The sequence below is a fragment of the Pedobacter sp. L105 genome, assembly GCF_009765875.1.
GTDB lineage: Bacteria > Bacteroidota > Bacteroidia > Sphingobacteriales > Sphingobacteriaceae > Pedobacter.
Genome location: NZ_LMUP01000014.1, coordinates 195,622 through 212,738 on the forward strand (window position 1 = coordinate 195,622; position 17,117 = coordinate 212,738).

16 protein-coding genes are annotated in these 17,117 nt (G+C 42.0%); 9 read left to right on the plus strand and 7 right to left on the minus strand.

The genetic code is table 11. The features are described from left to right. Position 1 precedes the first annotated feature (1 nt). From GSQ84_RS23900 to GSQ84_RS23910, 3 genes are all read left to right on the plus strand, one after another. Positions 2-520, plus strand: coding sequence for a C40 family peptidase (locus tag GSQ84_RS23900; RefSeq protein ID WP_158799899.1), 519 nt, complete (start codon positions 2-4; stop codon positions 518-520). Between the two features lie 213 nt (positions 521-733). Continuing rightward, a complete protein-coding gene (locus tag GSQ84_RS23905) occupies positions 734-1,795 on the plus strand; it encodes a 3'-5' exonuclease (RefSeq protein ID WP_158799900.1) in 1,062 nt (353 codons plus the stop codon). Positions 1,796-1,804: 9 nt separating this feature from the next. Further along, positions 1,805-3,670, plus strand: coding sequence for a M1 family metallopeptidase (locus GSQ84_RS23910; protein WP_254070964.1), 1,866 nt, complete (start codon positions 1,805-1,807; stop codon positions 3,668-3,670). Positions 3,671-3,752: 82 nt separating this feature from the next. On the opposite strand, the gene GSQ84_RS23915 is transcribed toward GSQ84_RS23910, so the two are convergent. Together GSQ84_RS23915 and queG are read right to left on the minus strand one after the other, a co-directional pair. Beyond that, a complete protein-coding gene (locus GSQ84_RS23915; RefSeq protein ID WP_158799901.1) occupies positions 3,753-5,618 on the minus strand; it encodes a mechanosensitive ion channel family protein in 1,866 nt (621 codons plus the stop codon). A 39-nt stretch (positions 5,619-5,657) separates the two neighbouring features. Next, positions 5,658-6,614, minus strand: coding sequence for a tRNA epoxyqueuosine(34) reductase QueG (gene queG, locus GSQ84_RS23920; RefSeq protein WP_158799902.1), 957 nt, complete (start codon positions 6,612-6,614; stop codon positions 5,658-5,660). A gap of 81 nt (positions 6,615-6,695) precedes the next feature. On the opposite strand from queG, the gene GSQ84_RS23925 reads away from it, so the two are divergent. Continuing rightward, entirely contained in the window at positions 6,696-6,923 is a 228-nt protein-coding gene (locus GSQ84_RS23925) for a hypothetical protein (protein WP_158799903.1), read from the plus strand. A gap of 100 nt (positions 6,924-7,023) precedes the next feature. Here the strand turns inward: GSQ84_RS23925 and ruvB are convergent, their stop codons facing one another. From ruvB to pdxH, 3 genes are read right to left on the minus strand one after another with little or no spacing between them, the layout of a single operon-like run. After that, positions 7,024-8,046 carry a Holliday junction branch migration DNA helicase RuvB gene (gene ruvB, locus GSQ84_RS23930; RefSeq protein ID WP_158799904.1) on the minus strand — a complete coding sequence of 341 codons (1,023 nt, stop codon included), beginning with the start codon at positions 8,044-8,046 and terminating at the stop codon, positions 7,024-7,026. A gap of 9 nt (positions 8,047-8,055) precedes the next feature. Next, positions 8,056-8,946, minus strand: coding sequence for a 3-hydroxybutyryl-CoA dehydrogenase (locus tag GSQ84_RS23935; RefSeq protein WP_158799905.1), 891 nt, complete (start codon positions 8,944-8,946; stop codon positions 8,056-8,058). Between the two features lie 18 nt (positions 8,947-8,964). After that, entirely contained in the window at positions 8,965-9,615 is a 651-nt protein-coding gene (gene pdxH / locus GSQ84_RS23940) for a pyridoxamine 5'-phosphate oxidase (protein WP_158800382.1), read from the minus strand. A 49-nt stretch (positions 9,616-9,664) separates the two neighbouring features. Here pdxH and GSQ84_RS23945 point away from each other — a divergent pair, with 49 nt between their 5' ends. Further along, on the plus strand, positions 9,665-10,228 hold the full coding sequence (locus GSQ84_RS23945; protein ID WP_158799906.1) for a YqgE/AlgH family protein: 564 nt from the start codon (positions 9,665-9,667) through the stop codon (positions 10,226-10,228). Positions 10,229-10,263: 35 nt separating this feature from the next. Here the strand turns inward: GSQ84_RS23945 and purE are convergent, their stop codons facing one another. Both purE and GSQ84_RS23955 read right to left on the minus strand, forming a co-directional pair. Continuing rightward, the gene (gene purE / locus GSQ84_RS23950) at positions 10,264-10,755 is read right to left on the minus strand and encodes a 5-(carboxyamino)imidazole ribonucleotide mutase (RefSeq protein ID WP_158799907.1); all 492 of its coding nucleotides are present in this window, start codon (positions 10,753-10,755) and stop codon (positions 10,264-10,266) included. Then, on the minus strand, positions 10,755-11,894 hold the full coding sequence (locus GSQ84_RS23955; RefSeq protein WP_158799908.1) for a 5-(carboxyamino)imidazole ribonucleotide synthase: 1,140 nt from the start codon (positions 11,892-11,894) through the stop codon (positions 10,755-10,757). The genes purE and GSQ84_RS23955 overlap by 1 nt, the downstream gene beginning before the upstream one ends. A 57-nt stretch (positions 11,895-11,951) precedes the next feature. Between GSQ84_RS23955 and GSQ84_RS23960 the strand changes: the two genes are divergently transcribed. Genes GSQ84_RS23960 through GSQ84_RS23975 form a run of 4 tightly spaced genes read left to right on the plus strand, consistent with a single transcriptional unit; the run spans position 11,952 to position 17,112 of the window. Beyond that, a complete protein-coding gene (locus GSQ84_RS23960; RefSeq protein ID WP_158799909.1) occupies positions 11,952-13,142 on the plus strand; it encodes an aminoacetone oxidase family FAD-binding enzyme in 1,191 nt (396 codons plus the stop codon). Between the two features lie 3 nt (positions 13,143-13,145). Then, positions 13,146-15,038, plus strand: coding sequence for an ATP-dependent DNA helicase RecQ (locus GSQ84_RS23965; RefSeq protein WP_158799910.1), 1,893 nt, complete (start codon positions 13,146-13,148; stop codon positions 15,036-15,038). 21 nt (positions 15,039-15,059) lie between these two features. Further along, positions 15,060-15,767, plus strand: a complete 708-nt coding sequence (locus tag GSQ84_RS23970; protein ID WP_254070965.1) for a head GIN domain-containing protein — start codon at positions 15,060-15,062, stop codon at positions 15,765-15,767. Positions 15,768-15,789: 22 nt separating this feature from the next. Beyond that, entirely contained in the window at positions 15,790-17,112 is a 1,323-nt protein-coding gene (locus GSQ84_RS23975; protein WP_158799911.1) for an MFS transporter, read from the plus strand. Positions 17,113-17,117: the final 5 nt, after the last annotated feature.

Below are 17,117 nucleotides of genomic sequence, written 5' to 3' on the forward strand. Positions count from 1 at the left end.
GATGAACAGAAACAGCCTTTGCAGCCTCCGCTCTCTTCCTATGGTAATTTTACTGGCTGCGGTGGTTTCTTTTTCTTCCTGCAGCAGCAGGAAAAAACTGGTCCATACAGATACAAAAGCGGCGCGGGCAGCAGATGCGATGGCCGATTTGAATAGTAAAGCTTTGTATAGATTTATAACCAACTGGACGGGAGTAAAGTACAAATTGGGAGGAATGGACAAAAGTGGCATAGATTGTTCTGGATTTGCTTTACTTTTGAATAAGGAAATTTATGGGCTGGATATACCCAGAAGATCGAAAGATCAGGCAGAAGTAATCGAAGAAAAAGACCCGTCAAAGCTCAAAGAAGGTGATCTCGTTTTCTTTTCTTTCGGGGGTAGGGATATCGATCACGTGGGTGTTTACCTGAACCATGGTTTTTTTGTTCATGCTTCTATCACACGTGGCGTAATTGTTGACGACTTAAACCTGCCTGCCTTTCAGCATGCGCTGATTAAAGCCGGGCCGGTAAGAGATTAAAAAAATAGATATGGAACCGAAAAATGATGTCTCTTTCTGGACGAAATATAAAAAATTCGCTACAACAGAAATATTGATGTATCTTATAATGATAATAGGTATAGGACTGGGGATTATTTTTCTTAGTTAATTGAGAATTGTTTCTTTTTCCTTGTAAATGATATAGTGTAAGCTCCCTTAAGAGCCATTTAATAAAAAAATTATAAAATACTGATGAAATTAAATTTAATCCGCCCTCTTGCTTTTTTTGATCTGGAAACTACCGGCGTAAATGTTGGTGCTGATCGTATTGTTGAAATTGCGATCTTAAAAGCTATGCCAGATGGATCCGAGCTGATCAAAACCTTGCGTATCCATCCTGAAATGGCTATTCCATTGCAATCTTCCCTGATTCACGGAATCTATGATGAGCACATTGCCGATTCACCAAAGTTTAAGGAAGTAGCGGCTGAAGTAGCCGAATTTATTGGCGATGCAGATCTTGCCGGATACAATTCCAACCGTTTTGATATTCCTGTATTATTGGAAGAATTCCTGCGTGCAGGTGTAGACTTCGATATGACGGACAGAAAGTTTGTAGATGTACAAAATATATTTCATCAAATGGAACAGCGTACTTTACGTGCCGCTTATAAGTTCTATTGCGATAAAGATATTATCAATGCACACTCTGCTGAAGCTGATATTACCGCAACCTATCATGTATTACTGGCACAGCTAGAAAGATATGAAAATTCAGATTTTGAAGATAAACAAGGCAATATCAGTCAGCCGGTTAAAAATGACATCGATGCATTACATGCATTTACGAACATGAACAAGCCTGTTGACTTTGCTGGCAGAATGGTGTTTAATGAGGATGGAGAAGAAGTATTTAACTTTGGAAAACATAAGAACAAAACTGTTGAACATGTCTTTGATAACGAACCAAGCTATTATGCCTGGATGAAACAGGGTGATTTTCCTTTGTATACCAAAAAGAAACTGGAAGAAATCTGGATCAGATGGAACAAGAAAAAGGATCAGAACAGGGCAGCTAAAGTAGCTGCCGCCCCGCGTTCTGCTGAACCAGCAAGACCGGTAAATACAGCTCCTGATGCAAAACCGGCCAATACAGTTCCTGCTGCTTCAAAACCAGCTAACCCAGCCAGACCAGATCAAAACCCCGGACAACCTAGAAAATCTTTTCAGCAACAACCGCCTAAAAAAGAAAAACCTGCAGTAGATGTAACCAATGATATGCTGGAACAGCTGAAAATGAAATTTGGCAAATAATTCCTGTTAATGAATAAACTCACTTTAATCAGCCTATTCAGTATGTTGGGGCTGACTGTTTCTGCACAGCAAACATTGCCTTTAACTGCTGAAATCCAGCGTGCATATCATCATGGAACAAGGGCAATGGATGGAAAACCGGGGCCTAAATACTGGCAGAACACAGCGGATTATGATTTGAAAGTAGATTTTGATCCTGCTTCCAGGTTGTTAAAAGGGGAGGAAGAGATCATTTATAAAAATCTGAGTCCGGATACATTGAAGGAGATCTGGTTTAAGCTGTATCCTAATCTGTTTAAAACTGGTATCCCGCGTGCTTCAAAAATTGCCGACCGTGATTTAGGGGAAGGTGTTCAAATCCATTCTATGGATATCAACGGGAAAACGGTTCCTGCTGCAGCGATGCAAACTGAAGGAACCAATATGCATACCGCTATCAATTCTTTAGCGCCTGGTGCAAGTATGAAATTAAAAATCTCTTATCAATACATACTGAATAAGGGTTCGCATACCAGAACAGGTGAGGTAGATGAAGGTTCCGATTTTGTAGCTTATTTTTTCCCCCGGATAGCAGTATATGACGATGTTGACGGCTGGAATAAGTACCCCTACATGGGAGATGCTGAATTTTATAATGATTTTTGCAATTTTAAGGCCGCAATTACTATTCCTAAAGATTACGTGATCTGGGCTACCGGAGATCTGACCAATGCTTCTACTGTTTTTACCAGGCAGGTTGCAGACAGAATCAGTCTGGCAGGAAAGGAAGACAGTGTGGTCAATATAATTACTGCAGATGACCTGAAGAATAATGCTGTCACTAAGGGTAAAGATTTTAACACCTGGAAATTTGAAGCAAACAATGTCACTGATTTTGTATTTGCCAACAGTAACCACTATTTATGGAAATCAAGTAGTCTGGTGGTAGATCCTAAGGATGGCAGAAGAACCCGTGTAGATGCTGCTTTTAATCCAATTCATAAAGATTATTTTGAAGTGATCGACTTTGCCAGGAAATCTGTAGAAGCGATGAGTTACAAATTTCCTAAATGGCCTTTCCCTTATGATCATGAAACTGTTTTTGACGGTTTAGACCAGATGGAATATCCAATGATGGTAAACGATAATCCCGTTGGTAAAAGGGAAGACGCAATTACGCTGACAGACCATGAGATCTTTCATACTATGTTCCCTTTTTACATGGGCATCAATGAAACCAAATATGGCTGGATGGATGAAGGCTGGGCAACGATTGGCGAATGGCTGATCTCACCTATGATTGAACCTTCTATGGTTGATGAGTATGGTGTATCTGCAACCGCTGCTTCTTCGGGTACTAAAAACGATACCCCGATCATGACACTTACGCCAGATCTTAAAGGGGCAGGTTCTTTTACGAACTCTTATCCAAAACCAGGTTTAGGTTATTTGTTTATCCGGGACTACCTGGGTGATGAATTGTTTACAAAAGCACTTCATCATTACATCGAACAATGGCATGGCAAACATCCTACACCTTTTGACTTCTTTAACAGCATGAATGAAGGTGCAGGAAAAAATATGAATTGGTTTTGGAAACGCTGGTTTTTTGGGGAAGGGGAGACCGACCTGGGGATTCTCGGCGTGACTAAAACGGCTGATGGATATACCATTAAAGTTGAAAACAGAAGCCAGAAACCATTACCTGTTGATCTTACCCTGAGCTATGCTGATGGTTCTACAGAAAAAATGCACAATAATATTGGGGTTTGGGAGAAAGGCGATCGGGAGATCGTTCTTCCGCTAAAAACCAGTAAACAGTTAAAGAGGGTGGTTGTAGGCAGCACTTATGTGCCGGATAAAAACGACTTTAATAATTTTTTTAATGTAAAATAGTCCTTAATTCTTTCCATTAAAAAGCATGCAGTTAGATTCTATCTGCGTGCTTTTTTTATTTCTATGTAACCCTGGAGAAACGTTACTCTGCTTTCTTTTGTTGTGTACGAAAGACGGGAGGGCTGTAGTTGTCTGGCAAATAGGAAGGTGGAACGGTCGTTGCATTTCCATCTCTGATTGCCTTGTAATGAGGTGACATAATTTCTACTCCTGCCTCATTAAAGTGATCCTGGATTTTCGCGTGAAGGCTGGAATAGATCAGCGCTTGTTTGTTAGGCATTTTTGTAAAAGCATTGATCCGATAACTTACATAATAATCGTCAAGACTCGTCTGCAGCACATAAGGTGTTGATTTTTGATCGATCATTTCAGTTTCAGATGCGGCAGCAATGAGCAATTGATGCACCTGTCTCCAGGGCACATCATAACCTATAGTAACTGTAGTATGTACAATTAATCCCTGGCCGTTTGCTTCAACGCTATAGTTGATGGTGTGGTTTCCCATGACTGTTGAATTGGGAATGGAAACTACTTCATTTTGTATAGTGCGGATACGGGTAACCAACAAAGTTTTTTCTATGATATCACCTGTCACTTCTCCAATTTTAACGCGGTCGCCAATTGTAAAAGCCCGCATGTACGTTAAGACCAGTCCCGCTACTATATTTCCCAAGGCACCTGCGGATCCAAAGGTAAACAGCACACCCATAAATACAGATACCCCTTTAAACACTCCAGAATCGGATCCCGGTAAGTAAGGAAAAATTACAATGAGCATAAAAGCCATTACCAATACCCTGATTATCTGATAGGTGGGATTTGCCCAGTCTTTGTAAAAACCGGGAACAGTAAGCTTCCCTTTTTCTATCTCTATTTTTACAAACCTGAAAAATCGCAATACATACCGAAACACGATGACTAACACCAGGATAGTGATCATATTAGGTACGTAATTCCAAATGGCAAGTCCGATCTTTTTCACGGGACTTAAAGTATAATTTAACAGACTAACCGAAAGATCTTTTGTAAAAGGAAAAATCCCAAATAATACCGGGAGTGCGAGGTAGACTATCAAAATGATGATTGCCCATCTAAAAAAGTTAATGATGATGCCAATCAGCCTCAGTTGACTTTCAGCATTTAAAAGCTCATAGTTTTTAATTTGTATTCCTTGTTTAAATGCACTGTCATTTGAGTGAATCTTAGTGGAAAACCATTTGAAGAGCTTATTGATGAATATGATCATGGAAATTACGATCCCAATAACTAGCATGGTTAGTAATACCTCCTTTAATAATACCTCCCAGCTGGTTTCCTGCTGATGTTTAATGATGTGTTTTCCAATCAATTGTTTGATGTTGGCGGCAAGTTTCTCCTTATCGGTACTTGCCCATAGCGCATCCTGCTCGCTCAGAGAAATTAGTAGTATATTTTTAAAATAAAGGTCTGTGGTTTGTTCCGCAGCCAGCTGTTTTAAAGAGTCTGTTTTAAAGCTGAGATCCTGACTTATTTTAGATATCCTGTTGCTCACGGCTTCAGCACGTTCAGCAGCCGTGAAACTACCTTGCTTTGTATAAATATAAAACAAGGTATCCTGGGCAAAGACAACAGGAAAACCCTTTACAAATTTCCTTAAGGAATCTACCTGGTGCTGCTGACGTATCAGATGGATTGAATCTCTTTCTTTTAAGATGCTAAGCTCCGTGACAAGTTCGTTCTTCTTTAATTTGTCGTTGTCCTTCAGCAGGGATACCTGCCTTTGCAGGTCGCCACGTTTCAGGGAGTCTGACAATCTCTCTGCAGATAGTTGATTGACACGGTTAAGTCCGTTGTTGAATAACACCGTTTGAGCAGAGTCGTTCTTTTTTGCTATGCTATCCTTCTGGGCATGGACAGATGCCGGGTGATAAAGTAGAAGAGAAAATATAAAAAAGTATATTTTTTTCATAGCGGGGTTAGGTGTAATAAAGTTTATACTTTATTTATGTTAGATAAAAGAACCTTCATCGGGAAGATACCTGATGAAATCAATATTGCGGGTTAAGCCTTTAAACTTAGTCCGCTTTACTGCCGAATTTTTAAAGATCTGCTTAAATACATCCTCGGTAATATCCATCCAGTCTTCCCGTTTCATTTGCAGCAGGTTTTCTTTAGGCTGGAAAGCAGGTTCCGAGTGGGGAACAGAAAACCTGTTCCAGGGGCATACATCCTGGCAGATATCACAGCCAAACATCCAGTTGTCCATTTGCTGATCAAAACTTTTTGGAATTTCTTCTTTTAACTCAATAGTAAGATAGGAGATACATTTATTGCTGTCAATGATAAAAGGAGAGAGGATGGCATCTGTAGGACAGGCGTCGATACAACGTGTACAAGTACCGCAATGATCGGTAACAAAGGGAGCATCTTCAATTAGCTCCAGATCAATAATCAGCTCTGCGAGGAAAAAGAAAGAACCACTTTTTTTATTGATGATGTTGCTGTTTTTGCCTACCCATCCAATTCCCGCACGTTTTGCCCAGGCACGGTCCATTACCGGTGCCGAATCAACAAAGGCCCTGCCGCTTACGGCACCTATATTTTCCTCAATAAAACTGAGCAGCTGGAATAATTTATCTTTGATCACCAGGTGATAGTCTGTACCATAGGCATATTTAGAGATCTTTGGCGCATTGGGATCTGTCTGCTGCTCTTTAGGAAAGTAGTTGAGCGTTAAAGAAATCACCGATTTCGCATCTTCTACCAAAAGGCGGGGATCAAGTCTTTTATCGAAGTGATTTTCCATGTAAGCCATTTGCCCGTGATGGTTATCCCGAAGCCATTTTTCCAGTCGCGGAGCCTCCTCTTCCAGAAAAACTGCTTTCGCCACACCGCATTGCATAAAGCCTAAACGCAGGGCTTCATCTTTGATCATTTGAGTATATGTGTCGGTGTTATTATACATGGGTGATACAAAGGTAAGCTTTAGTCAGAAAACCTTTTAGGTAATCTTTTGTTATTCAATGGTAAACCAAATTATAGCCTCATGGAAAATAACATAGATCCCAGATTTACCGAAGACGAAAATAACAGTGCACAACCTGTAGAGCACAACTATGCTAAACATGAAAATGATCCTGGCCCTTCGCCGCAGGCTGTAAAAGAAAAAAACGATAAAGGAGCCGGACCAGTAATGAAATGGATTATTCCTATTATAGTAATAGTTTTAGCTATTATTTATTGGATATACTTTAGACATTCGCCAGCCAAATAGGAAAACCTGATTCACTAACCTTAATTACAAAGGTTTATATAGCCTTACCGAAATGATGCTGCTCATTCCAATTCATAAATGATCAGCATCATTTGTGTTGTTAAAACAATTTACCCGATTGCGCCTGATAGGATCTTTTCAGGTGTTTATAGGCAGCTTCAGTAACTTCTCTTCCCCTGGAGGTTCGCATCATATAACCTTCCTGTATCAGGAAAGGCTCATAAACTTCCTCTATTGTCCCTTCATCTTCTCCAACTGCGGTAGCAATGGTTTTTAACCCCACAGGGCCGCCTTTAAATTTATCGATGATGGTAGACAGGATTTTATTGTCCATTTCATCCAAACCATGTTCATCTACATTTAAGGCCGTCAGAGCATACTTCGCAATGGCTGTATCAATCGTGCCATTGCCCTTGATCTGTGCAAAATCGCGCGTGCGTCTAAGCAATGCATTGGCTATCCGCGGCGTACCGCGGCTTCGCCTGGCAATTTCATAAGCCCCTTCTTCAGTGATCGGTGTTTTCAGGATCTGTGAAGAACGCAGAACGATGGTAGTGAGCAGTTTAGCGTCATAATAGGCCAGTCTGGAATTAATTCCAAAACGGGCACGCAAAGGTGCAGTGAGCAAACCGGAACGGGTTGTTGCCCCAACTAAAGTAAAAGGATTTAAAGTGATCTGTACAGAACGTGCATTGGGCCCGCTCTCCAGCATAATGTCAATTTTAAAGTCTTCCATAGCAGAATACAAATATTCTTCTACCAGCGGACTTAAACGATGGATCTCGTCAATAAAGAGGATATCTCCGGTTTCCAGGTTGGTCAGCAAACCTGCCAGATCGCCTGGCTTATCCAGCACCGGACCGGAAGTTACCTTTATGCCAACACCCATTTCATTGGCAATAATATAAGAGAGGGTAGTTTTCCCTAATCCCGGAGGGCCGTGAAGTAACACGTGATCTAAAGGTTCGCCACGCTGCTTAGCTGCCTTTACAAAGATCTTCAGGTTCTCCATTATCTTTTCCTGACCGGTAAAATCTTCGAAAGCCTGGGGGCGTAAAACTTTCTCTATATCCCTTTCAATGGGGCTTAGGCTTTCTGAAGAAGGATCGAGGTTTTCATTCATGTTGTAAAGTTAAGATAAAAACTTAGCTGCTGGCCGGGCATCTTTCACGCCATTGCTATAATCGTAAAATCCTTCTCCGGATTTTACACCCTTTTTACCAGCCATGGCCATATTCACCAATAAAGGACAGGGTGCATATTTTGGATTGCCAAAACCCTGATGTAATACGTTAAGTATAGCCAGGCAAACATCCAGCCCGATAAAATCTGCCAGCTGCAGCGGGCCCATAGGGTGGGCCATGCCCAGCTTCATCACCGTGTCTATCTCCTGGACACCCGCTACCCCCTCAAATAAGGTATAAATGGCTTCGTTGATCATCGGCATCAGGATGCGGTTGGCCACAAATCCCGGGTAATCATTTACTTCTACAGGAACCTTGTCCAGTTTCTCAGAAAGGTTCATGATCAGCGCAGTAGTAGCATCCGAAGTAGCATACCCACGGATCACCTCTACCAGTTTCATTACCGGAACAGGGTTCATGAAATGCATCCCGATCACTTTATCCCCTCTGCCGGTTACCGCTGCAATCTGTGTGATGGAGATCGAAGAAGTGTTGCTGGCCAGGATAGCTTCCGGTTTACTGCAGGCATCCAGCTCGCGGAAGATCTTTAATTTAAGTTCCAGGTTTTCTGTCGCTGCTTCAATCACCAGGTCGGCTGCCGAAACACCATCCTTTAAATCTGTAAAAGTAGTGATGCGACCTAAGATATTCGTTTTCTCCACTTCCGTCACTGTGCCTTTTGCTACCTGGCGGTCAATGTTTTTAGAAATGGTTTGTACTCCTTTATTTAAGGCTTCCTGATTGATATCGATCAGGTTTACCTGATATCCGAACTGTGCAAAGGTATGTGTTATGCCATTACCCATAGTGCCAGAGCCGATAACTGCTATTTTATCCATATTTGGTTTGTTAAAATATTAAGGGGCAAGGCGGTTAATAGTCCATACGCCGTTTACACTGGTATAGGTAATCCTGTCGTGCAAACGACTCGGGCGACCCTGCCAGAATTCGATATGATCGGCTTTCAACAGGTATCCTCCCCATTGTTCAGGACGTGGAACTTCTTTTTCCGCATAAGCTGCGCTAAGCTCCTGTACACGTTCTTCCAATACCTCACGGTTAGGGATCATTTTACTTTGCGGCGAAGCCGAAGCACCGATCTGGCTTCCCTTAGGGCGGGAATGGAAATAAGTAGTAGATTCTTCTTCCGTAACCCTCGTTATGGTACCTTCTATACGTACCTGACGTTCCAGCTCTGCCCAGAAAAATACCATTGCAGCCTGTGGGTTTTCTTCCAGCTGGATGCCTTTCTGACTGGCATAATTGGTGAAAAATACAAAACCATTTTCATCAAATCCTTTGAGTAATAAAATGCGCGCCGAGGGCCTGCCAGAAAGATCGGCAGTAGCCAGCGTCATCACATTAGGTTCATACAACTTGGCATCAAGGGCATCCTTAAACCATTTCCCAAACTGTATAATGGGATCTTTGTCAACATCCTGCTCTGCCAGTTCAGCAGCGCGGTAATCCTGTCTTAAATTTTGAATATTCTCTTTGGTCAGCTCCATATTACAAAAATAGGTTTTAGTTTTTTCAAAATTATCAGTAATTTTAAGCATGATAAGTCAACTCACCCCTGCAGCAGGTAAACTGCTTATTTCTGAGCCATTTATGAATGATCCGAATTTTAAAAGGGCGGTTGTATTACTGGCAGATCATGGAGAAGAGGGGACTCTGGGTTTTGTATTGAACCAGCCGAGCCTGATGATTCTGGAAGATCTGATCCATGATGTTGGAGGACCTGAATTTCCGGTGTATTATGGCGGGCCGGTAGCAACAGATACGTTGCATTTTATACACCGCTGTCCGGACCTGATTCCTGGAGGCGGGTTAATCGCCAAAGATATTTACTGGGGAGGGAACTTTGAATCGCTAAAGGCGTTAATTGGGCAGGGAAGTGTGACCGAAGCGGAGGTGAAACTCTTTGTAGGTTATTCGGGCTGGGGCGCGGAACAACTGGCAGGAGAAATGAAATCAAATACCTGGATCGTATCAGATCAATACGATTCAGATATGATATTTTCTGCTGATGAGGAAAAGCTGTGGCGGGATGTGATCATTCACCTCGGTCCTAAATATGCCCACATCAGCAACTTTCCACAAAATCCTAACTTAAATTAGCTATTTTCTTTAACTGATTCTTTCTTCACCAAAAATTAGCTGTTCTCCATTTCTGCAGCAGATTCTTCTACCGTTTTTCTAAGCTGGTCTTTATAAGACTGCATTTTTTCTGCCAAAACAGTGTCTGCTGTAGACAGTATCTGTACGGCTAGCAAACCTGCATTTTTAGCTGCATTTAATGCTACAGTAGCTACCGGAATGCCATTGGGCATTTGCAGGATGGAAAGAATTGAATCCCATCCGTCTATAGAATTTGAGGATTTTACGGGTACACCAATTACGGGTAAAACGGTGATAGAGGCAACCATTCCTGGTAAATGCGCCGCACCGCCTGCTCCGGCAATGATCACCTTTAATCCCCTGGAAGCTGCATCCTTAGCATAGCTGAACATGCGCTCTGGTGTGCGGTGTGCAGAAACAACTGTCATCTCAAATTCTACTCCAAATTCTTTTAAAATATTGGCGGCGTCGCTCATGATATTTAAATCCGACTTGCTGCCCATAATTATGCCTACTTTAACGCTCATTAAGATATTACTTTTAGTGTTTCTTTAATATAATTTGCTTTTTCAATCGCTCCCTCACGGTTCTGGTCTACAATAGTGATGTGGCCCATTTTTCGGAACGGTTTGGTGTATTTTTTACCGTATAGATGAACATATACCCCATCAATGGCCATCACTTTTTCCATACCCTGATATTTGGCCACTCCGTCGTGTCCTTTTTCACCCAGCAGATTAATCATTACTGCATTGCTGATGGCACGGGTATCCCCCAATGGAAGGTTAAATATAGAGCGTAACTGCTGATCAAATTGGGATACGTAATTTCCTTCTATCGTATGGTGACCGCTATTGTGTGGCCTTGGCGCCAGTTCATTTACCAGTATCTGTCCGTCCCTGGTAATAAACATTTCAACAGCCAGTAATCCGGTTACGTTTAAAGCTGCTGCAATATTTTTAGCGATAGTTTCTGCCCTTTCCTGAATATGATCAGGGTAAGTAGATGGAGAGATCAGAAATTCTACCAGGTTAGCCTCGGCGTTAAATTCCATCTCTACCATGGGGAAGGTTTTTACATCCCCGTTTGAGTTTCTGGAAACGATTACGGCAATCTCCTTTTCAAAATCTACCAGTTCTTCAATCAGGCAATGGCTGTCGAAGGCATGCTCCAAATCCTCCGCATCATTGATCCGCATCACCCCTTTACCATCGTAGCCGTCTTTACGCTGTTTCAGCATATAAGGGAAAGGGATGGTGGAATGCAGCATATCTTCTTTGGTATTCACCAATTGGAAGTGGGAGGTAGGAATATCATTTTCTTTGAAGAATTGCTTTTGGATACCTTTATCCTGTATCAGCCTGATCACCCTGGCTTGTGGGTAAACCATTTTACCTTCTTTCTCCAACTGATCAAGCGCTTCAATGTTCACCTTTTCAATTTCAATAGTGATCACATCTGCCTTTTTACCAAATTTATAAACGGTGTCGTAATCTGTAATGGAACCGCATTCAAAGTAATTGGCAATGTGTTTACAGGGCGCATCTGCATCAGGATCGAGAACCAGTGTAGTCAGGTTATAGTTAATAGCTTCCTGAATTAACATTCTGCCTAATTGTCCGCCACCTAAAATACCTAATTTTAAATCACTTATTTGTTTTGCCATATCGATATGAAAAAGTAATGCTTATTTTGCACAAAAATAACAATATAAACGGATTTGATGGATGCTGATGCTATAATAATTGGTGCAGGTGCCTGCGGATTGATGTGTGCGGTACAGGCAGGATACCTGGGGAAGAAGGTGATTGTTTTGGAGAAAGGGAGTAAGGCTGGGGCTAAAATACTGATTTCCGGAGGCGGAAGATGTAATTATACCAACCTTTTTGCCACGGACGAACAATTTATTTCGGCCAATAAACATTTTAGTAAATCTGCTTTCACACAATGGACAGTAGCAGATACCATTAGTTTTTTTGAAACTTACGGTATACAGGGAAAAGAAAAAACACTTGGACAATTATTTCCTGAAGATAAAAACGCAAAAGATATTGTAGAAGTATTTACAGGGATCTGTGATGACTTTGGTCAGGAGATCAGGTGTGACGCGGATATTACAGATATCACTAAACATGAAGATAGTTACTCTGTAACCTATCAGCGTTCTGGCAAGAGTTATATAGTAAAGGCGCCAAAGCTGGTGATCGCCACGGGTGGGCTACCTATTCCAAAAATGGGCGCTACAGATTTTGCTTTGCGCTACGCCCGGCAAAATGGGTTAAACATTGTTGAAACTGCTCCGGCATTGGTACCCTTAACCATTACGGGGAAGGATGAGGACTGGTACGTACAGCTTTCCGGAAATTCGGTTTTCTGTGAACTGAGCAATGAGCGGATCTCCTTTGAAGAGAATATCCTTTTTACACACTGGGGTTTAAGCGGCCCTGCCGTATTGCAGATCTCCTCTTACTGGCGCCCCGGAGAAAGTATCAATATCAATTTGCTCCCTCATGAGAATATCAGTGAAATTATTGAAGAAGAGAGAAAATATAATGGTAAAACCTTATTATCTACTTTGTTGAACAGGTATTATGCCAGGAAGTTCAGCGAAGCCCTGGGTAAATTTCTGCCGCTCGAAAAAACGGTCGCATCACTCACTAAAGCAGAACTGGAGCTGGTTCATCAAACGATACATTATTTTAAAATGAAACCTGCAGGTGATAAAGGATATGATAAAGCTGAGGTGATGCGTGGCGGGATAGACACCGCCGAGTTATCATCCAAAACCCTGGAATGTAAAAAGTTGCCGGGTTTATATTTCGGCGGCGAATGTGTGGATGTAACGGGATGGCTTGGGGGATATAATTTTCAATGGGCCTGGGCCTGTGGTTTTGTGATTGCACAGGGGATATAAACGATGAACGAAACAGAGGTTTTAAAACATTACTGGGGATTCAGCTCTTTCAGGCCTGTGCAGGAAGATATTATCCGGGCTGTGCTGAATGGAGAGGATACGCTGGCTTTACTGCCTACTGGCGGAGGTAAATCGCTGTGTTTCCAGGTTCCTGCCCTGGTAAAAGAAGGAATCTGTATCGTAGTTTCTCCGCTCATTGCCCTGATGAAAGATCAGGTAGAGAATTTAAAGGCTAAAGGCATTCAGGCGGTAGCAATCTATGCCGGGATGGGAAAACGGGAAATTGACATCCTGCTGGACAATTGTGTTTATGGGCCCATCAAGTTTCTGTACCTTTCTCCTGAGCGGCTTTTATCCGATCTGGTTAGAACCAGGATCTCTTATATGAATGTGAACCTGATTGCTGTGGATGAAGCCCACTGTATCTCCCAGTGGGGATATGATTTCAGGCCACCTTACCTGCAGCTTAGTTCGCTGCGGGAAATTCATCCTGATGTGCCTTTTATCGCCCTGACGGCTACAGCAACTGCTTTTGTAAGGGAAGATATCGTAGCTAAACTGGAGATGAAAGATCCAAAGGTTTTTGTACAGAGTTTTGCCCGTAAGAATTTAAGTTATGTGGTGTTCGATCTGGAGGATAAATATAAAAAGCTGATCGATATTATAAAAAATGTAAAGGGAAGCGGACTGGTTTACGTGAGAAACAGAAGGGAAACCGCAGAGGTGGCACATTTTTTAAAAAGAAACAATATTGCGGCTGATTTCTATCATGCGGGTTTGGAACGCGGCGAAAGATCAAAGAAGCAGGAAGACTGGAAAAATAACAAGATCAGGGTAATGGTGGCAACCAATGCTTTTGGAATGGGGATAGATAAGCCCGATGTTCGTTTTGTGGTCCACCTGGACCTGCCGGAAAGCCTGGAAGCCTATTACCAGGAGGCAGGACGCGGGGGAAGGGACGGAAGAAGGTCTTTTGCTGTGCTGTTGGCCAATCATTCTGATCAAATGGCCTTAAAAGCCAAGTATACCGATAGTTTCCCCAGTGTTGAAGAGATCAAAAAAACGTATCACTATCTGGGCAGTTATTTTCAGCTGGCCTATGGTGCCGGAGCTGGCGTTAATTTTAGTTTCGACCTTGCCGATTTCTGTAAACGTTTTAAACTAGGGGTGATCAAAACCATTGGTGCCCTGAAATTCCTGGAACATGATGGTTATATCACGCTATCAGAAAACATATTTTTACCATCCCGGGTATTGTTTACCGCAGGTAATGAAGATGTTTACCGTTTTCAGATTGAGAACTCCGGTTATGATCCCCTGATTAAAACTGTTTTAAGATCTTATGGAGGGATGTTCGACCATTATGCCAATATCAGCGAAAGCGATATCGCCAAAAGGTTGGGTATTTCTTTTAATGATGTGGTCAGGCAGTTAACTAATCTTCAGGAGCAGGGGCTATTGTCTTATCTTCCGCAAAGCGATCAGCCTCAACTGCAGTTTATCCTGGCAAGGGTAGACCTCCTTCATCTGGATACAGACGTTAAATATATAGAACTGAGAAGAAAGATCCAGGCAGAACAGATCAGTGCTGTACTGGCCTATGCCGGGACAGAAGTTTGTCGTAGTATCCAGTTACTTACTTATTTTGATGAGCCCAATGCCGCCAAATGCGGGGTATGCGATATTTGCCTGGCAGAGAAAAAGAATGAAGACCTTGCGGAACTCACGGATAAAATAGATTTTGAAATAGCTACGCTGTTGCAGACAGACGGGCGTACACTGGATGATCTGATTAGTGAAATTAAAACCGGCTCCGACCAGGATAAGCTGACTCAGATCCGTGAACTGCTCGATGCAGGTAAAATTAAAACAGATGGCAAAAACTATTATCTTTGATCGAATGTTCAATTAATGATGATGAAGAAAAAAGCCCTCTGCCTACTGGCCCTCCCTATACTTTTTGCCGCCTGTAAACCTAAATGTGTAGAAGATCTGGGAATTCATTCTTCCAGGGATTTTACCGTTAAACCTTTTGATGAGGTAAAGGTAAGTGGACCAATTAAGCTGATTATGCGTCAGGACAGTAGTTTTAAAATAAATGTGCTGGCAGATTCTAATGCCATAGGACTGGTTAAAGCAGAGGTAAGCGGAGATCAGCTGACAGTGAAACTGGATGGGAACTACTGCGGTAAAGATTCTGTAATTGTAAACGCCGGCATTGGCGACCTTAAAAAGCTGAATGCCGGTGGCGCAAGTAAAGTGTATACGGCTTCAGGAATTATTGTAAACACACTGGATGTAGTTTTGTCAGGAGCCGTAAAACTCAATATGGATGTGAGTGCGATGAAATTAACTACTACCACAGACGGGGCTGCAGTGATTAATCTACTTGGACAGGCAGGGGTACACGAAGTGAAAAGCACTGGCAGTATCAGGTTAAACGCTTTTGCTTTTGTAGCAGGTATTTATAATCTTGACCTTAACGGGGTATCAGATTTAAAGATCAACGCATTAAATGAGCTGAAAATTAAAACCTCAGGCGCTGCGGATATTCGGTATAAAGGGAATCCCAAAAATATAGAGGAAAAGAAATCGGGTACTTATAAACTGGAAAAAGTAAATTAGGAACCTCGGTTTGCAATCATCTATGGAAGAAAAAAATAATAAAAAAGTTATCCGCTCATGGGCATTTTTCGACTGGGCAAATTCAGCGTATAACCTCGTTATCACCTCTACGATATTTCCTGCCTATTATACCATTATTACTTCAGATAAGAATGATAATACAATTGATTATGTAACCTTTATGGGCAGAAGGTTTATCAACTCTGCACTGTATAATTACGCACTGGCCTTTGCTTTTTTAGTAATCGCTGTGTTGTCACCTGTGTTATCTTCCATCGCCGATTCACGAGGGAACAAAAAGCTGTTTATGCAGATCTTTACTTACCTGGGCGGTTTATCCTGCTGCGGACTTTACTTTTTCGAGATCGATACCCTGCAACTGAGCATCGTCCTTTTTGTCCTGGCTGCAATCGGTTTCTGGGGAAGCCTGGTTTTCTATAATGCCTATCTTCCTGAAATTGCTACACCAGATCAGCAGGACAGGGTAAGTGCCAAAGGTTATACCTATGGTTATGTAGGCAGTATCATCTTACAGCTCATTTGTTTTGTTTTTGTGTTCTTTCCTTCAACTTTTGGTTTATCAGGTGGCGCGCAGGCTTCCAGATTGTCTTTCCTGATGGTAGGCATCTGGTGGATGGCCTTTGCCCAGATCACCTTCAGGAATATGCCCAAAGGAAATCCTGATTTGCTGAAAGCAAATTCCAGCTGGCTTACCGGCGGGTTTAAAGAACTAAAGAAAGTATGGGACCAGTTGAAACATATGCCTTATTTAAAGCGGTTTCTAAGTGCTTTCTTTTTTTATTCTATGGGCGTACAGACTGTAATGCTGGTGGCCACTATTTTTGGGGAGAAACAATTGCACCTCCCCACTTCAAAATTGATAGCTACCATTCTGCTGTTGCAAATTGTGGCTATTCCGGGAGCAATGGGCATGTCATGGCTATCACGTAACATGTTTGGAAACGTAAAAGTGCTGATTGGCGTAGTCATTATTTGGATCTTGTGCTGTGTGGGTGCTTATTTTGTTCATACAGAGATGCAGTTTTATTATCTTGCCGCCACAGTTGGCCTGATTATGGGAGGGATACAATCTCTTTCCCGCTCTACCTATTCCAAGTTTTTACCTCAGGACAGTCCTGATCACACTTCTTTCTTCAGTTTTTATGATGTAACGGAGAAAGTGGCACTGGTAATAGGAATGTTTAGTTTTGGTTATATCGAAGAGTTTACCGGAAGTATGCGCAGCTCCTTGATCGCCCTGACTGCATTTTTTATTGTGGGCCTGATATTTTTGCTTTTACTGAGGAAGGTTGAACCTCAGCAGATGGAAGTATCAACAAATTAATAACA

Excerpts from the sequence above, each read along its gene's own strand:
- GSQ84_RS23900 (WP_158799899.1), top strand. The coding sequence starts at position 2 with ATGAACAGAAACAGCCTTTGCAGCCTCCGCTCTCTTCCTATGGTAATT.
- GSQ84_RS23905 (WP_158799900.1), top strand. The coding sequence starts at position 734 with ATGAAATTAAATTTAATCCGCCCTCTTGCTTTTTTTGATCTGGAAACT.
- GSQ84_RS23910 (WP_254070964.1), top strand. The coding sequence starts at position 1,805 with ATGAATAAACTCACTTTAATCAGCCTATTCAGTATGTTGGGGCTGACT.
- GSQ84_RS23915 (WP_158799901.1), bottom strand. The coding sequence starts at position 5,618 with ATGAAAAAAATATACTTTTTTATATTTTCTCTTCTACTTTATCACCCG.
- queG (WP_158799902.1), bottom strand. The coding sequence starts at position 6,614 with ATGTATAATAACACCGACACATATACTCAAATGATCAAAGATGAAGCC.
- GSQ84_RS23925 (WP_158799903.1), top strand. The coding sequence starts at position 6,696 with ATGGAAAATAACATAGATCCCAGATTTACCGAAGACGAAAATAACAGT.
- ruvB (WP_158799904.1), bottom strand. The coding sequence starts at position 8,046 with ATGAATGAAAACCTCGATCCTTCTTCAGAAAGCCTAAGCCCCATTGAA.
- GSQ84_RS23935 (WP_158799905.1), bottom strand. The coding sequence starts at position 8,946 with ATGGATAAAATAGCAGTTATCGGCTCTGGCACTATGGGTAATGGCATA.
- pdxH (WP_158800382.1), bottom strand. The coding sequence starts at position 9,615 with ATGGAGCTGACCAAAGAGAATATTCAAAATTTAAGACAGGATTACCGC.
- GSQ84_RS23945 (WP_158799906.1), top strand. The coding sequence starts at position 9,665 with ATGATAAGTCAACTCACCCCTGCAGCAGGTAAACTGCTTATTTCTGAG.
- purE (WP_158799907.1), bottom strand. The coding sequence starts at position 10,755 with ATGAGCGTTAAAGTAGGCATAATTATGGGCAGCAAGTCGGATTTAAAT.
- GSQ84_RS23955 (WP_158799908.1), bottom strand. The coding sequence starts at position 11,894 with ATGGCAAAACAAATAAGTGATTTAAAATTAGGTATTTTAGGTGGCGGA.
- GSQ84_RS23960 (WP_158799909.1), top strand. The coding sequence starts at position 11,952 with ATGGATGCTGATGCTATAATAATTGGTGCAGGTGCCTGCGGATTGATG.
- GSQ84_RS23965 (WP_158799910.1), top strand. The coding sequence starts at position 13,146 with ATGAACGAAACAGAGGTTTTAAAACATTACTGGGGATTCAGCTCTTTC.
- GSQ84_RS23970 (WP_254070965.1), top strand. The coding sequence starts at position 15,060 with ATGAAGAAAAAAGCCCTCTGCCTACTGGCCCTCCCTATACTTTTTGCC.
- GSQ84_RS23975 (WP_158799911.1), top strand. The coding sequence starts at position 15,790 with ATGGAAGAAAAAAATAATAAAAAAGTTATCCGCTCATGGGCATTTTTC.